Origin of the sequence: Parasalinivibrio latis, assembly GCF_036825535.1 — a bacterium.
Classification (GTDB): Bacteria; Pseudomonadota; Gammaproteobacteria; order Enterobacterales; family Vibrionaceae; genus Parasalinivibrio; species Parasalinivibrio latis.
The window spans coordinates 134,923-152,469 of record NZ_CP098812.1 but is presented as its reverse complement, the minus strand read 5'-3'; the positions used below and the strand labels follow the sequence as shown (position 1 = coordinate 152,469).

Sequence of the window (17,547 nt, the reverse complement as noted above, 5' to 3'; positions counted from 1 at the left end):
GATACGTCTCCGTCAGGCCGACTGCCAGTCCGCCAACTTCTGGTTGAGTGTGCTGATAGCTTTTTTGTGGATTTGGCTGACCCGGGCTTCAGTGAGCTCAAAGACCATGGCGATCTCTTTCAGGTTCATCTCATGTTCGTAGTAGAAGCTCATGATGACCTGCTCTCGGGGTGTCAGGGTGGCAAGCGCCCGCTTGAGGGCATCACGCTGCCGATCCCGCTCAAGGTGGTCACACTGGAAGGCAAGATCAGGTATGGCTTCCCCATCTTCCTGTGCAGATTCAAAACTGCGCGGTTGCGCAGCCTCATAATCCAGTTGGCGCTGGCGAACGTCATCCAACCCTATGCCCATCGCCTGGGCCAGTTCAGGTTCGGTCGGAACCCTTCCCAATTGTTTTCCGAGTGTACGCTCGGCATCTTTAAGCTCATGGCTTTTCTGGCGTGAGCGGCGTGAGCGCCAGTCAAGGCGGCGAAGTTCATCCAGAATCGCGCCACGGATCCTTGGCGCGGCAAGGCGGCGCAGCACATCATCCGGCTCTCCGGGATAGCGGCGCAGTGTTTCAAGCAGGGCTATCAGGCCAATCTGCTCCATGTCATCGAGAGACATCACCACGCCTGCCTGAACACACATATGGCTCACCACCCGCTTTACCACATCGGCAAAACGGATGAGCAAACGCTGTTCCTGACCGTGCAGGCCAGCTTGCTGGCTCTGCTGGTAGGCGGCCAGCCCGGCTGCTTCATTCACCATGATCGTTGCCCGGGCCGCGGTTACTGGAGCACCAGTTTGGTGATCAGCACCTTGTCGACACCGGCCGAACCAATCGTGTTGTTAAGCACCGTACGAAGGCGTTCACAGATCTGCTTTTCCAGCGGTGGGATCACGTTGGGTGCAGTCAGTTCTTTATAGGTCTTTTCACTCAGCAGAGTAATGATGGCGTTCCGGATAATCGGCATCATGGGTTCCATGGCCTTTATCTGGTCCGGGTTGTAGCTCATCAGGGTCAGTTCCAGCATCAGGTAATGAAGGCTGTCCTGTCCGTCGACACTCAGCACGAACTTGGGTACCGGCAGGAATACCGGCTTTTTCACCATGGCGGCGGCCGGGATATCTTTAGTCTTCGCAACCTCTGCTGTGTGGGCTTTCTGGCTCTGGAGGTAGAACCAGGCACCACCACCTGCCAGGGCCAGAATTGCCACTACGGCGACAATGATCAGGGGGAGTTTGCTTTTCTTCTTATCGTTTGCGTTGTCAGTCATGGGAGGCATTCAAAAGTTATACAACGGATTCAAAACGGCCGAAGCGGTTTGGGTTAAATGTGGTTTCCGGCTGGGAGGACAGCTGACGGTGGTTTGCAGCAACGCCTTCACCCGGCTGCCCTTGTTGCTGCTGGCTGCTTCGCTGCTGCATACCGCTGGACACGGACACATCTGTCAGTTGCAGCTGGCTTCCGGCAATATCAAAACGCAGGCGGTCTGCATGGGCACTCAGGGCTTCACGAAGCTGCGGGTGCGCCGCTGCGATATGTACCATCACTTTGTCGCCATCCACCCGGAGGCTCACTTCCAGTTTGCCAAGCTCAGGCGGGTCAAGGCGGATATGCGCCTGCTGGGTCTGCTCGGTATTGGAAATGCGGATACGTGAACGAAGTTGCTCAACCAGATCCCGTCCCCATTCCGGCTCAGAGGGGTTAACAGAGGCCGTAAATTGCTGCACTTCCGGTTGCCTTGCAGCGGTTTGTGAGGCGGCGGTTGATGTTGCAGCCACCGCTGATGACGGCCGTACATCCAGGGGCATAGACGCCGCCTGCCCGCTAATCAGGTGTTCGAACAGGGCTGAATCCGCAGTGACAGTCGCCGGGTTGGCGGCTACCTGGCTCCCGGCAGCCTGTGCCGTGCTTACCAACTGCTGGAAAAAGCGGTTTTCCGTGCCGGGGGCTGAACGGTGCTCAGTAAGGTGTGGTACCTCAGTGTGACCGGCAGCCATGGTTTCCCCGTGTCGGCGGGTGAAGCTTTCCAGCACATTGATACGGACGGATTTACTCAGATCCCCAAGCATGTCTTTCAAGGCGGAGACAGGTGTTTCCCCCGAGGCAACCTGTTTGAACAGGCTTTCCATTGCAGTGACAGCCGGGTCTGGCAGTGATACTCCCGCCGACTGAAGCTGTTTGGCAACCTTGTCAGCCAGATCATGGGCGGAAATCTTGCCTTCCCTGAGTTCATTCACCCACTGTGCAATTTGCTCTTTTGCCTGAGGGGGCAGTTGGGGAAAGGCATTTTCCACCGCTTCTGCTACTTCTTCAGAATCACTGTTTTGATCAGCGTCTTTTGTTTTTTCATTTTTGGCTTTGCCACTAGGCTTTGCCTGGTCAGCAGCAATATTTTTTCCTGAATCAGTCCCGGTTTTACCCGTCTGTTCCACTTCGCTGTTCAGGGAGAACTGGGTGTCATCACCCTTGGTATTGCGGTTTACCTGCACATCCTTGGCCACTGTCGCTGCCGCTTTCTGCGGCATCGGTGTTGATATCTGCATGGCGTGGATTACTCACTGTGGTCCAGGTAGGCCATAACCTGTTCACGATTGGCCTCCTGCTTGGAAAGTTGTTTCTGGATGCGGGATTTCTCCTGCTGCCCAGCATCAAGCATCCGGCCATAAAAGGCATTCAGCTGCTCCAGAGCCTGACGCAGCGCCGGCGTCATAGCCTGCTGGTGCAATGCAGGGATAGCCCGCTGCAGACGGTTGTCCAAAGACGCCAGGGTGTCCCAATCCCCGTCCGACAGAGACTGCTCAAATTGGTTGAGCAGGCGCAAGACCTGGGATTCAGCGGGTTCCGGGCGCACTTTGTTCACTTGGCGACCTCAACCTTTTCCGGTTTCAGTACCACCCAGCCTTCCAGAATTTCACTGATAAGGCGGTGAACCTCATCAATCCCCTCAATTTCGTTGTTGAGGTTGGCCTTGAACAGGCGACGGCCACAGTAGTCATAGAGGCGCAGGAGATCCTGGGTCACTTCTCCGCCTTTATCTTCATCCAGCACTGAACTCAGGCCGTTGAGGATGTCGAGGCACTTTGAAACGGTCATGCCTTTGTCGGCAATCTGGCCGCGTTCCATGTAACCGCGGGCACGGCTCAGGTTCTCCAGCAGGCCTTCAAGCAGCATCTGGATCAGGCGGTGTGGGCTTGCCGACGCCGCCTGGGCATGGTTTTGGGAATGTTGGTAGGCGCCAAGGCCTTCTTGGTTGTACATGGTGTTACCTAACTTATCTCAACAGGCCGACCAGCATGCTTTTGGTCTGGTTCATACTGCCGATTTTGGTGTCCATCTTGGCGTAGTAATCACGCAGGGAATTGGTACGTGCCAGCATGCGCTGGTCCAGGTCCTCGCGGTCTTTCACAATCTGCTGGTCTTCGTACTTGATACGATCCATACGCTGGTCAAACAGGCCGCCATTCTTATGGTAAGAATCCAGCACTGTCATCATGCCGCTCATCAGGCCCGGCTTGGTGTCATCCAGAGGATCACCGGCAAACAGCTTGGATACTGCATCGAAATCGTCATCCAGGGCTTTGTCGAGCTTGCCCTGGTCCAGTTCCAGTGTTCCCTGCTGTGTGGTTGTCACGCCCAGCTGGGACAGGGTTTTAAACGTCGATGCGTCATACTCTTTACCCAGTGCCTCGCGCATCCGGGAAACCAGGCTGCGCACTCCGGCATCACCGGCCAGAATGGCTGCAGATTGCTCAGACGACTTGGAGTATGTGTTTACGGTTTCCATCACCGCGTTATAGCTGTCGACAAACTTCTTCACTGTTTCGCTGACGGCTGAACGGTCCTGCTCAACATTGACGTTCACCTTGCCGGTTTTTTTCAGCGTCAGGGTCATGCCATCAATGACATTATCCATCCGGTTGGAAGATGACGTCAGCTTCATCGAACCGAATTCAACCTTGGCATCCTGACCGCCCTGAATCTGCTGGTGGTTGCCGGTAATGGTTCCCTTACCAGCCACCAAAGGAGTTGCCGTATTGTCAGCAACGGTGAACGCATTGGCCGTTCCCGTGCCTTTGGCATTCAGTACCAGGCTGACGGTCTCGCCTGAACGGACAAGTGTCGCTTTAAGGCCGTCATTGTTCGCATCACCATTGATCGCATCCTGTACTTCTTCCAGGGTGACCCCCTGGTTTTTCAGCCGATCAAGGGTGTCGTCGTAGCGTTTCTGGGTATCCTGGTAGCTTTTGAGACGGTCGGCATCAAAGTCGGCATTATCCTTGTTGGTCAGGATATCTTCAGCCTTGCTCTCCCAGCCGGTTTCCTTGGTATCCAACTTGTATTGTTCTGCAATGCGCTTGAGCGTATTGGTACGGTGATCCGCTTTATCCTGCGTTGCATCATTCGCCAGTTTTGTGGCGAGTTTTGCCGTATCTACGGAAACGGTTTTCCCGCCTGCAGTAAAGCCGACAGTACCGCTTTTCAGGGTGCCGTCTTTACTCAATGACACCAGTTGGTCACGCTGCGCGGTTGCCAGTTGCGTCACGTTGAAATTGTATTCGCCACTGACCGCTGAACCGTCTACAGATGCGCCAAGCACAGTGTCATCTGACACTGACGATTTGAGCTTGGAAATCTCCCGGGTTGAATCGAGGCTCTCGACCGTGTCCCTGAAGCTGTTGATAGTGGACTGGATTTTTTGCAGTGCACCGAGTTCAGCCTGGTTCTGTGCTTCCTCACGGTTAAGCTGGTTATCCTCGGGCGCGCGTTCTGCCCCGACGATGGCATTGATCATGGATTCATAATCCATGCCTGAGCCCATACCTGTTATTAACATCGCTACTACTCCTGGCGCTCTGCCGGTTACTACCGCTTTGCATCCGTGAGGAACACCCATACGGATGCAAAGCGAAAGCAAAAAATACGCCAATAATAAGATACTGATTTATAAGGGAGGCAAATAAAAACAAAGCGGAAGTAAAACTTCCGCTTGTCGAAAAAGGCGGCGGAGAATGCCGCCTTCTGTCCTGGTACGGAAAACTTAGCGCAGCAGCTGAGCAACCATACCTGGCATTTGGTTGGCCTGAGACAGAACAGTGATGCCAGCTTGCATCATGGTGTTCTGCTTGGTCATGTTGGCAGCTTCTGCAGCGATGTCAGCATCCATGATGCGGCCACGGGCTGCAGTCATGTTTTCACCAATGTTGCCCAGGTTGTTGATGGTAGAGTCGAAACGGTTCTGGGTTGCACCCAGGGTCGCACGTACTGAACCAACATTGGCAATCAGGTTGTCGATTGCACCGATTGCTGCACCGGCATCATCTTCAGACATAATGTCGCCCAGAGCTGAAGTATCCAGTGCAGAGCTGTCTACAGTGACGTTGATAACGTTTGGATCCAGGCTCACATTCATGTCTGCTGCAGTCATTGCAGTAGTCAGTGTGCTAACATCAGTGCTGGCAGTGATACCGGTCAGGGTACCAGCGCTCTGGTCTACAAAAGAATCCAGTGCGTTGCCTACAGCCAGTGCTTTTTCCAGCTTGGCACCGTTAGTGGCATCCAGAGCAATGTCAGTGTTTGCAGGAGTAGTCGCGTTAGCTGTTGCTGTGTACTGGATACCCATCTTGTCCAGTTGGTCTTTTACCGCTGTGGCGTCAGCTGCGCTCAGGTTAGCGGCTGAACCGGTGTGAGCAGAAGCACTTACAGTGATCTTTTTCATTGCAGCCAGAGCGGTACCGAAGTCCTTCAGGCCTTGAGTTGTAGTTGAGAAGCCCATGTCTTGCAGAGCATCAGTTACAACTGAAGTAGCAACATCTGCAGAAGCAGCTGCTGGGTCAGCTTTGTCTACGTTTGCACCAACCTGGAAGTTAACACCTTTGCCAGACAGGGTCGCGAACAGCTTCTCACCACTGCCGTAGGTAGTGGTTTCAGTAATGCGGTTCAGTTCCTTGTTCAGCGCCTGGTACTCTTTGTTCAGGGCTGCACGGTCAGCAGTAGAGTTGGTACCGTTCTTAGACTGAACGCCCAGGTCACGCATACGCTGCAGGATGTTGGTGTACTCTTTCAGTGCACCTTCAGCAGTTTGCGCCATAGAGATACCGTCGTTAGCGTTGCGGCTTGCTACTTTCAGACCGTTGATCTGAGAAGACATGCGGGTTGCGATTTGCAGGCCAGCAGCGTCGTCTTTTGCGCTGTTGATACGCAGGCCAGTAGACAGGCGTTGCAGTGAAGTATCCAGTGAACCCTGGGTGTGCAGCAGGGCACGTTGAGCGCTCAGCGAAGGAACGTTGGTATTGATGGTCATTGACATGAGTCTAATCCTCGTCGCAGTGATTGGGTCCGTCAGCGGCACAATGGCCATCGAACCGAATTAAATAGCTTCTGGTGAGGTAAAACGACCGTTTTTATTGATGGCTTAAATGGAAAGTTGAATTATTTTTGGATGGGGAAGATTCTTTTTTGTCGCATTGGCCGGACAAACAAAGAGCGGATGACTCCGCTCTTCATTCAACACTCTGGTACTCAACACTTCAAAAAGTTTACTTCTCCAGCAATGCCACCACGTTCTGACGGGTTGCATTGGCCTGGGCCAGTAAGGTTGGGACAGCATTTTTTACCAAGTGCATGGAGACATTTTCCGGCGCATCCAGCCAGGACATTTCCAGGTTTCCGCTGGCATTAACCACCACAGAACGGCTTTTTTGGCTGGAAGCCACACGTTCAAGCTCTGCCGCTGTCTGGGTCTGGCGGCGCTCAATTTCCTGCAACGCACGCTGCACTTTTTGCAGCAGGCGCTCGATATCAGCCAGTGCCTTACGGGTGGTTTCCGGCTTGCCGAATTCCAGCTCCGCAACATCAGCAGCCTGTTTGTCATGGGGTTCAGCCCTGAGCTTCACCGGGTTGCCGGCAGGCATCATCTGCCCATTGCCGGACATCCACACACCGTGGCGTACTTCCGGCCACCGGCTTTTATCCACGTTGAAGCTCAGCTCACCGTATTTGTCGAGATCAACCTGGATCTCCCTAGGGGACAGCGCCTGGTTGAGCTTGTCCGCCACTTCACGCGGGGTATCACCGGCTTCAATACGGGCACGTACCGAGCTCGGTTTACCGGCATCAAACTGGAAACGAAGCACTTCGTCCTGGCTGCGCCAACCCTGGATTTTCAGCCCCTTAAGGGAAAATGAGGACGTTGATTTCTCTCCGCGATAATGCGGGGTGAGGTCGTGGTTAACCAGCTTTTCACCATCATACTTTGTCTCATTGACCAGTTTGTTCAAGCGGCTTTTAAGCTGATGAAGCGACTGCTGGAGCTGCTTTTTCTTGCCTTCCTGGGCCTGGAGCATACGCCGGCCAAGATGGCGCATCTGCTCCAGCATTTCTGCCGCGTCTTTGAGCGCCTTTTCCATGCTTTCAATATGGGCTGCCTGCTGATGGGCAGCTGAGGTCTGCATCAACTGGCTGCGGTGGCTGCTGACAGGCAGTTGTGAAGCGTCCTGCTTTTTCTCCTTTGAGGAAGCCGCGCGCGCACTTTGTTTGACGGGGACGGCGGGCTGCTGGCGACTGACCCGGTCAGCTTTGGTGCTGTCGCCGGATTTCAGTGCACCAAGGCTGGAGGTAACGTGATTGACCACAACGGACTCTTTTTCTGGGTTACATCATCTTAAACAGCGACAGGCTCTGGATCTTTGTGTAGGACATCTGGGTTGCCTGCAACGCCGCCATTTCGGTATTCATCTTCAGGATTGCATCACTGTAGTCGAGGTCTTCCACGTCACTGATCAAGCCTTTGTTGATCAGCTTATTGTCCTCATGGGCACCGGTAACCCGGTCCAGTGATGCGCGCTGGCCGCCGATATCAGTCAGTACTTCAGTCATATCCCCAAGGGTTCCCTTGAGGTTCACCTGGGCATCAGTCACAGACTGTACCAGCGCCTGACCGGATACGTCTGGATCGCGCAAATCCTTAATCACACCGGCAAGTGTGTTGAAGATGTCGCTTCCATCGGCCTTGCCACCAAAATAGATGGCATTGGCAGTCTGGTTGGAAGGCACTGTCATCGATTCATCGACCGACACCATACGCTGTTCGTCATTGCCCTGGTAGACATATTTCCCGCTGGCATCCAGCGCAACCGGCTTGGTTGACGTCTGGGTACCGGAAAAAATGTAGTCCCCATTGGGGTTTTTGCTGTTTGCCGTATTGACCATCTGGTCGAGAATTCCCTGCAGTTCAGTGGCGATGGCCTTGCGGCCGCCTTCTGAACTGTTGCTGGCATTCAGCACACCGGTCACCAACTCCTGGGCTCGCAGCAGGCCATTGTTAGAGGAATCAAGTTCAGATTCTGTCTGGCCAAGCTGGGCGCTGAGGTTGGTAATGTTCTTCTGGAATTGGTCGATGTTTGCCTGCTCGCGCTTCAGCATCATCACTTGCACCGAACCGAGCGGATCATCCGACGGTTCAAGGATGCGCTTGTGCGCGCCCATCTGTTCGATGGTGCGGTTAAACCCGGCAGTGGACGTTTCCATACTTGACTGCATGATGTTGTTAAGTTGGGCGGAACTTAAACGCATACGCTAACCCTGCCGTCAGTTAAACATGTTCATGGTGATATCCAGCAGGCGCTGCGCGGTGGAAATCACTTTGGAGTTGGCCTGGTACATCTGGGTGTAGGTCATAATATTGACCGCTTCCTCATCCAGGTTGACACCGCTGACACTTTCGCGGTCGCTTTCAGCCTGCTTCACCAGGTCTTTTGCTGCATCGGTATCTGCTTTGAATTGTGCGGTCTGGATAGCCCAGTCACCGGTCAGGCCGGTATAAACGCCATAAAGCGGCTTGCCGGTCACTACGCCAATGGCATTTTTGTAGGTGTCAGCCTCACCGGCTGGCAGCTTGCTGGTATCCACACTCAGATTGGTGTTTTTCAGGGCTATCATTGCCTGCAGGTTGTCGCTGTTGCCAGGCGCGGCGGACGTCCCGGTACCGGCAAGCGCCAGTGCACGCGGGTCATTGACTTGCAGGTTAAGACGCTTGGCGGCCCCTTCAATCTGGTCTACACCGCCAAACAACGGCTTGCCCGGGTTGCCGTCAAGATCTGTCCCTTTGACATGCTGGTCATTGAACTGGTTGGCGAAACTGTATGCCATCACATCCAGATCCTGCTGAAGGTCTTTCAGCTGGCCGTCACGGTAGTGCATCAGCCCGCCAATGGTACCGCCGACATTGTCATTCAGGCCAAACCGGCTGTTCCCGGTCTGCAGGGTCATGGAACCATCCTTGCCCTGCACCAGCTTACCGGCGGTATCACCGTTCACCAGGGGCTGGCCCTGATCCAGAGTCACAGAGACAGTACCATCCTGATTGTAGGTGGTGTGCACTTCCATCATCGATGACAGCTTGGACAGCGCATCGTCGCGGGCATCCTGCAGCGTTGTCATCTTGTCGGCATTCTCACCGGCATCACGGATACTACGGTTCATACTGGCAATGCTGGCGAGCATGGTGTTGGCATCAGACACGGCAGCGTCAAGCTGGCCATTGACTTGATTGCTCTGGCTCTCCAGTTGCGCGCTCATATTGTTGAACCGGCGCACCATAGACTGGCTCTGGCTGATGATGGTCTGGCGGTGGGCAATATCCTGCGGCTGCGCCGAGGCTTCGTTGAGGGCCGCATAATAACGGTCCAGCCCGGCGCTGATACTGGTGCTGTCGCTGTTAAGAAGGTGTTCGGCCTTGCTCATGTACTGCTGGTTGACCTGCTGGAAACCAAACCCGGCACGCTGGCGCTGGATTTGCAGTTGCAGGTAACTGTCTGCTACACGCTCGACATTGGAAACGTGTACGCCATCGCCCATGCCTGAACCGCTTACCTGTGAGGTCAGCCCCACACGCTCGCGGCTGTAGCCGGGTGTCAGTACGTTGGCCACGTTATGGCCGGTCACCGACAGGCCGGTATTGGCCGCGTTGAGGCCGGAAAGCCCGATGTTAAATAAGCTCATAGGAGTTCGCCATCAGCTGGGTGTTCGCCGGTCAGCAGGTCATCCTCAAAGGCGGGGATCCCCTGGCGTCCAGACTTGATTTGAAGTGACAGCGGGGCTGTGTCTGCCAGCCAGCGGGGCTGGATACCGGACGGGACCGGGCTCATGGCAACGGTATCCTCCGGGCAGGATGTTGTCTGTAACGGCCCTGCTGTCACGCTTTGTTTATCCAAAGCGACCACCTGCCCATGGGGCTTAAATGCTTCGTGCTGCCCAAGCTGGCGCACCAGCATGTCGGCAATGCCGAGGCTCTGACGCTGGCTCATTTCCACCGCCAGCTGGCTGTCAAACATGCTGCGGTAAAATTTCTGCTGGCGGCTGTTGAACAGGGCGCCGTCTTCGTCTGCCAGTGCATCGCTTGCCTGGCGCATGTGCTTGAGCACCGACTGGAGGAACAGCGCCTCAAACTGGCCGGATGCCTCACGAAGCGCCGCAGCCTTGTCCGGGTTGGCCTTGATGTTGTTCAGGCCATGTACGTCATTGAACAGGCCCGGGTTGTCATTTTCCTGCACTTTCATCAGATAATTACCAGTTCACCGTCAAGGGCACCGGCTTCATCCAGCGCTATCAGGATAGACATCAGGTCACTTGGTGACGCACCCAGGCTGTTTACCGCTTCCACCAGCGTTTGCAGGGACGTGCCTTTTTTGCTTTCCGGCCAGATAAAGACCTTGCCGTGCTCCTCATCAATAGAGACATCAGAATCCGGCGTCACCGTGGTCTTGCCCTTGGCGAACGCATTGGGTTGGCTGACATTGGATTTTTCCACCACCCGCACGGTAAGGTTGCCGTGGCTGACCGCGGCGGTATGGATCCGTACGTCCTTGCCCACCACAATGGTGCCGGTACGGGCATTGAACACTACACGCGCCGGGCGTGGGCCTTCCTTCACATCCAGGTCTTCGAGCATAGCAAGGAAGGTGACGCGCTGGCTGGCATCCAGTGGTGCGCGCACTTTGATACGCGCCAGGTTTTCCGCTGTCGCCACATCCGGGCCAAACACTTTGTTGATGGCCTTTTCAATGTTGCGGGCGGTATTGAAGTTCGGGATCTTGAGGTTCAGCACCACATCCGGCGAGGTGGAGAAAGAGCTCGGTATTTCACGCTCGATAATTGCGCCGTTCGGAATAAGGCCGGCTGTCGGGATATTGATGGTAATGCCCGAGCCGCTGCTGCCCTGGGCCTGTACGCCACCAACCACCAGGTTGCCCTGGGCCATGGCATAAATCTGGCCGTCCGCACCTTTCAGAGGGGTCATCAACAGGGTACCGCCACGCAGGCTTTTGGCATCACCGATGGAGGAAACCGTCACATCCAGCTCCTGCCCCTTGCTTGCCATCGGCATCAGTGTGGCATTTACCGCCACGGCCGCCACGTTCTTGAGCTTGGGATCAACATTCGCCGGCAGCTTGACACCGAACTGGTTGAGCATGTTCTTGATCGACTGCTGGGTAAACTTGGTCTGGCTCTTGTCACCGGTACCGCTCAGGCCAACTACCAGGCCGTAGCCCACCAGCTGGTTTTCCCGGATACCCCGGATATCCACCAGGCTCATCAGTGGACGGGCACAGGCGTCAAAAGCAGCCAGTGCCACCATAACGGGCACCAGCCAGCGGAAAATTCGTAACTTGGTCATCTTCATTAAATCGGGAACCAGGAACTGTTGAAGAAGCGGGTCAGCCAGCCAGCCTCGTTGGCATCAGCCAGGGAACCACGTCCGGCATAGGCAATGCGTGCATCACCAAGACGCTGGGATGAGACCCGGTTGCTGCCGTCTATATCGTCCACACGCACAAGGCCAGAGAGCCGGATAAACTCGTTACCCTGGTTGAGGCGCAGCCATTTTTCACCACGCACGCGCAGAATGCCGTTTGGCATCACGCTGGTCACCAACACGGTAATGCTGCCGGAGAGAGAGTTTTGCTGGGAGCTCGATGATGCGCCCTTGAAATCGCGCTTGCCGTTCAGGCCAAACTCTCCGTCCGGGTAGCTGGTACCGGCCAGTAACGGCACACCGATGCTGGTGTCGCTTTCCTTGCCAAAGCTGGTATCAGCCTGTTTGCTTGAACGGGTTTTTTCATCCAGCGACACAGTCAGGATATCCCCGACGCGGAACGCCCTGCGGTCCTGGAATAAGGCCATGTTGTAGTTGGCATTAAACAGGCTGCCATCCGGGTCATGGGTATATTCCGGCAGCGCGATATCCGGGTCATCCGGCGGCGGCTGGGTATCGACAAGGGAAGAGACAGGGGCACACCCTGCCACGACCAGTAACATCAGGACGGTAAGCAGTCTCTTCATGCCCCTGACCTCTCTTTAAAAGCTAAATCGGTTAAATAGTCTGGCTGACAAACTTCAGCATCTGGTCGGCGCTGGACACCACTTTGGCGTTCATCTCATAGGCGCGTTGGGTGGTGATCATGTCGACCATCTCTTCCACCACGCTGACGTTCGACCCTTCCAGGCTGAACTGGCTCAGGTGCCCGAGGCCGTTTTCACCCGGAATACCCTCAACAGGCGCGCCGGACGCACCGGTTTCGGCAAACAGGTTGCCACCGAGGCTGTCAAGGCCGGCCGGGTTGGCAAAATTCACCAGGGAAATCTGGCCAAGCTGCTGCGGCTGGGTATCACCCGGAACGGTCACGTTGACGATGCCGTCCTTGCCCACAGAGAAGTTGGTGGCGTTTTCCGGGATCTCGATATTCGGCACCATCGGCAGGCCGGATGCTGTCACCAGCATGCCTTCACTGTTGCGATGGAACTGGCCGTTACGGGTGTAGCCCGTTGAACCGTCAGGCATTTCGATCTGGAAGAAACCGCCGCCCATGATCGCCATGTCAGTCGCTTGCTGGGTATTCTCGTAGGCTCCGGTGCGCATCAGTTTCTGCGTACCTGCCACACGGACACCGTTACCCAGTTGAAGGCCACCCGGCAGTTCATTTTGCTGGTCAGCCATGGCGCCCGGCTGCTTCTTTGTTTGGTAGAACAGGTCCTCAAACACCACACGGTCTTGCTTGAAGCCGGCGGTGTTGACGTTTGCCAGGTTGTTGGCAATCACCTGCATCTGGGTATCCTGGGCTGCAAGGCCCGTTTTACTCACCCAAAGTGCTGCATGCATGCGTTACTCTCCAGGCCCGTTTCCGGGCCGGTTCAAAATAGGGGATCAGCTTCCGCGTACGATACGGTTGCCGGTGGATGCCAGCTCGTCAGCGGCTTTCATCATCTTGATCTGGAATTCAAAATCCCGGGCAAGGGCAACGTTGCGGACCAATGAGTCAATGGCATTGACGTTACTGCTTTCCACATAGCCGGAGGCCACTGTCACCGAATCACTCTCTGCGGCGCGGGCATTTTTGCCGGTCATGCGGAACAGGCCATCCTCACTTTTGTGCATGTCCTTGAGATCCGGCTTCACCAGCTTGAGGCGGCCTACTTCCTGCACAGCTGTGCCACCCGGAGCAATAATGGAAATGGTGCCGTCCTTGCCGATATTGAGCTCCTTGTGCTCAGGGATCACGATAGGACCGCCTTCCCCCATCACCGGACGTTCACCCAGCATCAGCTCACCATTGTCATTGAGGTGGAAGGTGCCTTTTCGGGTATAGGCTTCCGAGCCGTCAGCCGCTTCAACCGTAAAAAAACCCTGGCCGCGAACTGCAACATCCAGCGGGTTATCGGTGTAATCAAGGGAGCCGGTCGAAAAGTCGGTACCGCCATCGCGCACTGCGACCAGAGTACGGGTCTGGAAGCCCGGCCCTTTTACCGGCACGCTTTCCGCCGTCTCAATATCTGCCCGGAAACCGCTGGTGTTCACGTTCGCCAGGTTGTTGGCATGAACCTGCTGCGCCATCATTACGCGGGTTGCGCCAGATACGGCAGTAAAGAGCAATCTGTCCATCTATCAGCCCGTTACATGTTCTGGAACAGGATCTGGACCATCTGCTGACTGGCCTGAATGGTTTTCGCGTTGGCCTGGTAGTTACTCTGGGCCGCCATCAGCGATACCATTTCGCCGGTCAGGTTGACGTTGGAGCCTTCGTACATATTGGTACGCAGCTTGCCGAGCTGGCCGGAACCTGGAGAGCCGGTAATTGGCGCACCTGACTCAATGGTCTGGGTCCAGCGGGTACCGCCAGCCTGTTGCAGGCCTTCCTGGTTTGGGAAGCGGGCAAGCAGCACCTGGCCCTGCGCCTGGGTTTTACCGTTTGAGTAACGGGCGTAAATCACGCCGTCATTGTCAAAGTACCAGCCGGCCAGTTTGCCCGGTGCACAACCGTCCTGATTGTTTTTGTTGATGGAAAAGTCGCTGCCGAACTGGGTAAAACCGGACATATCGATCTGCACATTCATCGGTGCAGAACCGTTGGTTGGCGCAAAGGAAAGGTTAATCGGCTTATTTGGTGTTGCCAGTTGGCCGTCAGTGCCAAACGTTACCTGCTGCTCCATTACCGGTGTTTTGTTGTCATCCACCATGTAATGCACTTTCCAGCTGTTGTTGCCGGTTTTGACGTAATACTGGGTCACCGCGTGCTCGCCGCCCAGGGAGTCAAACACTGTGGTGGTCGCACTGGATGTGAAGGTGGACGGGTTTTCCGGGTCAAACGCAAAGTTCTTGTTGGTATCATCAATCGCCGGTGCGTTGGCATCCAGGTTCACACCCATAAACATCTTTGAGGTGGTCTTGGCCGGCATGTCTGCGGTGTTGACAGACAGGCTGGTCAGGCTGCCGTTCTGGATGGCACCGGTATCTGTCACGCCATAGCCCATCAGCTTATAGCCGTCAGCAGATACCAGGTTGCCTTCCGCATCCAGGTTGAACACGCCATTCCGGGTGTACATCTGCTGGGCGTTGCTTTCCACCATGAAAAAGCCTTCACCATTGATGGCAAGGTCGCCGTTGCGGCCGGTGTTCACGGTTGCACCACCGATAAAGTTCTGACGGATATCAGACACTTCCACACCGCCCATTTCACCGCCGCCAAACTGGGGGGCATACACGTCCTGGAATTCGGTCCGGGAAGATTTGTAGCCAATGGTGTCAACGTTGGCGATGTTATGGCTGATGGTGTTGATCTGTTCTGAAGTTGCCCGCAGGCCACTTAATCCAATATTGATAGACATCAGTAATCCTTATCAGGCTGTAATTTCGCGCATGTCGTACATGTACATCTGGGTTCCGCCACTGAGGCTCAGGCGGATACTGCCGCCATCAGACGGGATATTCACCGACTCCACCTTGGCAGCAATCATCATCTTGTCAGTACGTGCCGCACCGCCCTTTTCACTGATGACCTCAAACCGGTAGTCACCGGCACCAAGATCCTCACCGGAAAGGGGAATGTTCACCATACCTGCAGGCTGTGAGCCCAGTTTGATGGTTTTGACTTCCTTGCCCTTGGCGTCATAAACCCGCACCGTGGCATTGTCTACCGGGGTCTTGAACTCAACCCGCCCGTCGACACTCTGGTTTTCGCTGATGTGCAGCGGATGGTTCAGTTCCATCACCACCTTTTTACCTACCAGGTTGGTGGCCTGCAGGGTTTCCGAGTTGGTCATGCCGATGTTGACGTTATTCATCCCGGCCTTGAGGCCTTCCAGGCTTTGTACCGCTGACATCATGCCGAGCTGGCTCAGGTACTGGGTGCCGTCTGTCGGGTTGAGCGGGTTCTGGTTCTGGACCTGGGCAACCATCATCTTGAGGAAGTCGTTGCCGCTTGGACTGAGGCCATTTTTCCCGACCCGGTTGGTTTCCGGCTGGGAACGGTCGCTGTAAAGCGCTTCAGATTTGATCTGGTTAAGGCTCATCGTGGCTCCTAGCTGGTCTGGCCGAGGCGGAGGATGGACTGCTGCATGCTGCGGGCACGGGTCATCACATCCACGTTGGTTTCAAAGTTGCGGGAGGCTTCCATCATGTCAGCCATCTCTTCCACCGGGTTTACATCCGCGTAGAACACGTAGCCATCTTTATCAGCTTTCGGGTGTTGCGGGTCGTACCGGCGGATAAGGGGCTCCTTGCTCTCTTCAATACCGTCTATGCGCACCATGGCGCTTGGCATCGCACCGTTTGTTTCCGTCATCACGGTTTCAAAAACCGGGTATTTGGCGTGGTAGCCGGTCTTTTCCGAACCGGAGGCCACGTCGGCATTCGCCAGGTTGCTGGCGACGGTGTTCAGTCGCACGGTCTGCGCCAGCATGGCCGAACCGGCAATGTCATAAATGTTGTAGAAAGACATCGTGATTAGCGTCCTTTAATGGCTTCACGCAAGCCGGTGAGCTTCATGTTGAGGAAGGTCATACTGGTCTCGAAGGCCATGGCGTTTTCAGCAAACTTTGCTTGCTCGATACCCAGCTCGACGGTATTTCCGTCCTGTGAAGGCTGCTCGGGGTTACGGTAAAGCAGGTCATATTTGTGCGGCCCATGGCGGAGGCTGAGGTGTTTCTGCCGCGCTTCGTTGGCTATGTCATTCATTGCCTGTTCGAAGCTGAGGTCACGGGCTTTGAAGTGCGGGGTGTCCACGTTGGCGAGGTTCCCGGCCAGCACCTGCGCGCGTTGAGTTCGGAAGGCCAATGTATTAGGGTGTACGCCCAGCGCCGTCTCAAAATCAATTGCCATGTTATCCACTACCTGCTTATTCAATACGGGCGCAATAAGCATTATGCATGCCACCTTTCAATGTCCGTGTTTTCAGTTATTTACCAGATGAATGATTTAACGACCCCCAAAAAGCGGAAGTGTCGCTTCCGGCCGGAAAAGCGCAAAGGCAACACCGGCTTAAAGGCCATTGCAACACTGCTTGCCTTCATGGCGGTGTTACTGAGCCCGGTAAGGGTTTCCGCCAAAGACAAACCGGCAATGGACAGCAGGCAGGTAAAGGCCTATATCACATCACAGGTGGCCCGTTACGCCCACAGCGTTGGCAGCCACAAATACCGGGTGGATGTACACCCTTTCCCGGAACTCAGCCCATGTTCCGGCCCCCTGAACAAAGAGCTCAGTAACCCTGAACAACCGGTTGGCCGGCTGACCCTGACCCTGTCGTGTGAAACCCCTTACCACTGGAAAGCCCGCATCAAGGCGAAAGTGTCGGTAATGGTCAACATGGTGGTTGCAAGCAAGCCACTGCGACGTGACCAGCAAATCACCCCGGGCGACCTCAGCCTCAAAGCCACCGATATTACCTATGTACGGCACGGCTATTTCACCAGCATGTCACGGCTGTCTGGCAAGGCAGTTAAACGCAACGTACAGGCAGGGCATATCCTCACACCGCGTCAGGTTGAGATGCCGGAGTGGGTTAAAAAGGACAATGAGGTCATTATTGAGGCACGCCGTGATACCATGGTCGCACAGATGAAAGGGCTCGCACTGGAAAGCGGCACCCAGGGAGATACCATCCGGGTACGTAACCTCTCATCGCAAAAGGAAATACTGGCGACCGTCACTGGCCGCAACAAGGTCAGCACACTATTTTGACGCCAAAATCCCAGCACTTTTTTGCAGTTGGGTATTAAGTGACACC

At 55.2% G+C, this 17,547-nt stretch carries 20 protein-coding genes; 1 reads left to right on the top strand and 19 read right to left on the bottom strand.

Annotated features, from left to right (window positions below):
- Window positions 1–12: 12 nt before the first annotated feature.
- The 19 genes from NF212_RS00755 to flgB all read right to left on the bottom strand — a co-directional run bounded on the left by NF212_RS00755 (window position 13) and on the right by flgB (window position 16,640).
- Window positions 13–750 (bottom strand): FliA/WhiG family RNA polymerase sigma factor, encoded by a 738-nt coding sequence (locus tag NF212_RS00755; protein WP_434357970.1) that lies wholly within the window; start codon window positions 748–750, stop codon window positions 13–15.
- 20 nt (window positions 751–770) lie between these two features.
- Window positions 771–1,259, bottom strand: a complete 489-nt coding sequence (locus NF212_RS00750) for a flagellar basal body-associated FliL family protein (protein WP_434357968.1) — start codon at window positions 1,257–1,259, stop codon at window positions 771–773.
- A 16-nt stretch (window positions 1,260–1,275) separates the two neighbouring features.
- Window positions 1,276–2,532 carry a flagellar hook-length control protein FliK gene (locus NF212_RS00745; RefSeq protein WP_434357967.1) on the bottom strand — a complete coding sequence of 419 codons (1,257 nt, stop codon included), beginning with the start codon at window positions 2,530–2,532 and terminating at the stop codon, window positions 1,276–1,278.
- An 8-nt stretch (window positions 2,533–2,540) separates the two neighbouring features.
- A complete protein-coding gene (locus NF212_RS00740) occupies window positions 2,541–2,849 on the bottom strand; it encodes a hypothetical protein (RefSeq protein ID WP_434357965.1) in 309 nt (102 codons plus the stop codon).
- Window positions 2,846–3,247: a flagellar export chaperone FliS gene (gene fliS / locus NF212_RS00735; RefSeq protein WP_434357963.1), complete on the bottom strand. Its 402-nt coding sequence runs from the start codon at window positions 3,245–3,247 to the stop codon at window positions 2,846–2,848. Before fliS ends, NF212_RS00740 begins: the two co-directional genes overlap by 4 nt.
- Before the next feature lie 13 nt (window positions 3,248–3,260).
- The gene (gene fliD / locus NF212_RS00730) at window positions 3,261–4,823 is read right to left on the bottom strand and encodes a flagellar filament capping protein FliD (protein WP_434357962.1); all 1,563 of its coding nucleotides are present in this window, start codon (window positions 4,821–4,823) and stop codon (window positions 3,261–3,263) included.
- A 204-nt stretch (window positions 4,824–5,027) separates the two neighbouring features.
- Complete coding sequence (locus NF212_RS00725) at window positions 5,028–6,296, bottom strand: flagellin (RefSeq protein ID WP_434357960.1); 1,269 nt, start codon at window positions 6,294–6,296, stop codon at window positions 5,028–5,030.
- Window positions 6,297–6,525: 229 nt separating this feature from the next.
- Window positions 6,526–7,620, bottom strand: coding sequence for a hypothetical protein (locus tag NF212_RS00720; protein WP_434357958.1), 1,095 nt, complete (start codon window positions 7,618–7,620; stop codon window positions 6,526–6,528).
- 19 nt (window positions 7,621–7,639) lie between these two features.
- On the bottom strand, window positions 7,640–8,560 hold the full coding sequence (gene flgL / locus NF212_RS00715) for a flagellar hook-associated protein FlgL (RefSeq protein WP_434357956.1): 921 nt from the start codon (window positions 8,558–8,560) through the stop codon (window positions 7,640–7,642).
- Between the two features lie 15 nt (window positions 8,561–8,575).
- Complete coding sequence (gene flgK / locus NF212_RS00710; protein WP_434357954.1) at window positions 8,576–9,988, bottom strand: flagellar hook-associated protein FlgK; 1,413 nt, start codon at window positions 9,986–9,988, stop codon at window positions 8,576–8,578.
- Window positions 9,985–10,545, bottom strand: a complete 561-nt coding sequence (locus NF212_RS00705) for a rod-binding protein (RefSeq protein WP_434357952.1) — start codon at window positions 10,543–10,545, stop codon at window positions 9,985–9,987. The genes flgK and NF212_RS00705 overlap by 4 nt, the downstream gene beginning before the upstream one ends.
- Window positions 10,545–11,624: a flagellar basal body P-ring protein FlgI gene (locus NF212_RS00700; protein ID WP_434360799.1), complete on the bottom strand. Its 1,080-nt coding sequence runs from the start codon at window positions 11,622–11,624 to the stop codon at window positions 10,545–10,547. Before NF212_RS00700 ends, NF212_RS00705 begins: the two co-directional genes overlap by 1 nt.
- Before the next feature lie 44 nt (window positions 11,625–11,668).
- Window positions 11,669–12,328 carry a flagellar basal body L-ring protein FlgH gene (gene flgH / locus NF212_RS00695; protein WP_434357950.1) on the bottom strand — a complete coding sequence of 220 codons (660 nt, stop codon included), beginning with the start codon at window positions 12,326–12,328 and terminating at the stop codon, window positions 11,669–11,671.
- 31 nt (window positions 12,329–12,359) lie between these two features.
- On the bottom strand, window positions 12,360–13,145 hold the full coding sequence (gene flgG, locus NF212_RS00690) for a flagellar basal-body rod protein FlgG (protein WP_434357948.1): 786 nt from the start codon (window positions 13,143–13,145) through the stop codon (window positions 12,360–12,362).
- Between the two features lie 45 nt (window positions 13,146–13,190).
- On the bottom strand, window positions 13,191–13,925 hold the full coding sequence (locus NF212_RS00685) for a flagellar basal body rod protein FlgF (protein ID WP_434357946.1): 735 nt from the start codon (window positions 13,923–13,925) through the stop codon (window positions 13,191–13,193).
- 11 nt (window positions 13,926–13,936) lie between these two features.
- A complete protein-coding gene (gene flgE / locus NF212_RS00680; RefSeq protein WP_434357944.1) occupies window positions 13,937–15,148 on the bottom strand; it encodes a flagellar hook protein FlgE in 1,212 nt (403 codons plus the stop codon).
- Between the two features lie 12 nt (window positions 15,149–15,160).
- A complete protein-coding gene (locus NF212_RS00675; RefSeq protein WP_434357942.1) occupies window positions 15,161–15,832 on the bottom strand; it encodes a flagellar hook assembly protein FlgD in 672 nt (223 codons plus the stop codon).
- 8 nt (window positions 15,833–15,840) lie between these two features.
- Window positions 15,841–16,260 carry a flagellar basal body rod protein FlgC gene (gene flgC / locus NF212_RS00670; RefSeq protein WP_434357940.1) on the bottom strand — a complete coding sequence of 140 codons (420 nt, stop codon included), beginning with the start codon at window positions 16,258–16,260 and terminating at the stop codon, window positions 15,841–15,843.
- Between the two features lie 5 nt (window positions 16,261–16,265).
- On the bottom strand, window positions 16,266–16,640 hold the full coding sequence (flgB, locus tag NF212_RS00665) for a flagellar basal body rod protein FlgB (RefSeq protein WP_434360798.1): 375 nt from the start codon (window positions 16,638–16,640) through the stop codon (window positions 16,266–16,268).
- A gap of 87 nt (window positions 16,641–16,727) precedes the next feature.
- Here flgB and flgA point away from each other — a divergent pair, with 87 nt between their 5' ends.
- Window positions 16,728–17,501 carry a flagellar basal body P-ring formation chaperone FlgA gene (gene flgA / locus NF212_RS00660; protein WP_434357938.1) on the top strand — a complete coding sequence of 258 codons (774 nt, stop codon included), beginning with the start codon at window positions 16,728–16,730 and terminating at the stop codon, window positions 17,499–17,501.
- The last annotated feature ends 46 nt before the right edge of the window (window positions 17,502–17,547 follow it).

Bases quoted from the DNA above. Each gene is read 5' to 3' on its own strand.
- NF212_RS00755 (WP_434357970.1), bottom strand. From the start codon at position 750: ATGGTGAATGAAGCAGCCGGGCTGGCCGCCTACCAGCAGAGCCAGCAA.
- NF212_RS00750 (WP_434357968.1), bottom strand. From the start codon at position 1,259: ATGACTGACAACGCAAACGATAAGAAGAAAAGCAAACTCCCCCTGATC.
- NF212_RS00745 (WP_434357967.1), bottom strand. From the start codon at position 2,532: ATGCAGATATCAACACCGATGCCGCAGAAAGCGGCAGCGACAGTGGCC.
- fliS (WP_434357963.1), bottom strand. From the start codon at position 3,247: ATGTACAACCAAGAAGGCCTTGGCGCCTACCAACATTCCCAAAACCAT.
- fliD (WP_434357962.1), bottom strand. From the start codon at position 4,823: ATGTTAATAACAGGTATGGGCTCAGGCATGGATTATGAATCCATGATC.
- NF212_RS00725 (WP_434357960.1), bottom strand. From the start codon at position 6,296: ATGTCAATGACCATCAATACCAACGTTCCTTCGCTGAGCGCTCAACGT.
- flgL (WP_434357956.1), bottom strand. From the start codon at position 8,560: ATGCGTTTAAGTTCCGCCCAACTTAACAACATCATGCAGTCAAGTATG.
- flgK (WP_434357954.1), bottom strand. From the start codon at position 9,988: ATGAGCTTATTTAACATCGGGCTTTCCGGCCTCAACGCGGCCAATACC.
- NF212_RS00705 (WP_434357952.1), bottom strand. From the start codon at position 10,545: ATGAAAGTGCAGGAAAATGACAACCCGGGCCTGTTCAATGACGTACAT.
- NF212_RS00700 (WP_434360799.1), bottom strand. From the start codon at position 11,624: ATGGTGGCACTGGCTGCTTTTGACGCCTGTGCCCGTCCACTGATGAGC.
- flgH (WP_434357950.1), bottom strand. From the start codon at position 12,328: ATGAAGAGACTGCTTACCGTCCTGATGTTACTGGTCGTGGCAGGGTGT.
- flgG (WP_434357948.1), bottom strand. From the start codon at position 13,145: ATGCATGCAGCACTTTGGGTGAGTAAAACGGGCCTTGCAGCCCAGGAT.
- NF212_RS00685 (WP_434357946.1), bottom strand. From the start codon at position 13,925: ATGGACAGATTGCTCTTTACTGCCGTATCTGGCGCAACCCGCGTAATG.
- flgE (WP_434357944.1), bottom strand. From the start codon at position 15,148: ATGTCTATCAATATTGGATTAAGTGGCCTGCGGGCAACTTCAGAACAG.
- NF212_RS00675 (WP_434357942.1), bottom strand. From the start codon at position 15,832: ATGAGCCTTAACCAGATCAAATCTGAAGCGCTTTACAGCGACCGTTCC.
- flgC (WP_434357940.1), bottom strand. From the start codon at position 16,260: ATGTCTTTCTACAACATTTATGACATTGCCGGTTCGGCCATGCTGGCG.
- flgB (WP_434360798.1), bottom strand. From the start codon at position 16,640: ATGGCAATTGATTTTGAGACGGCGCTGGGCGTACACCCTAATACATTG.
- flgA (WP_434357938.1), top strand. From the start codon at position 16,728: ATGAATGATTTAACGACCCCCAAAAAGCGGAAGTGTCGCTTCCGGCCG.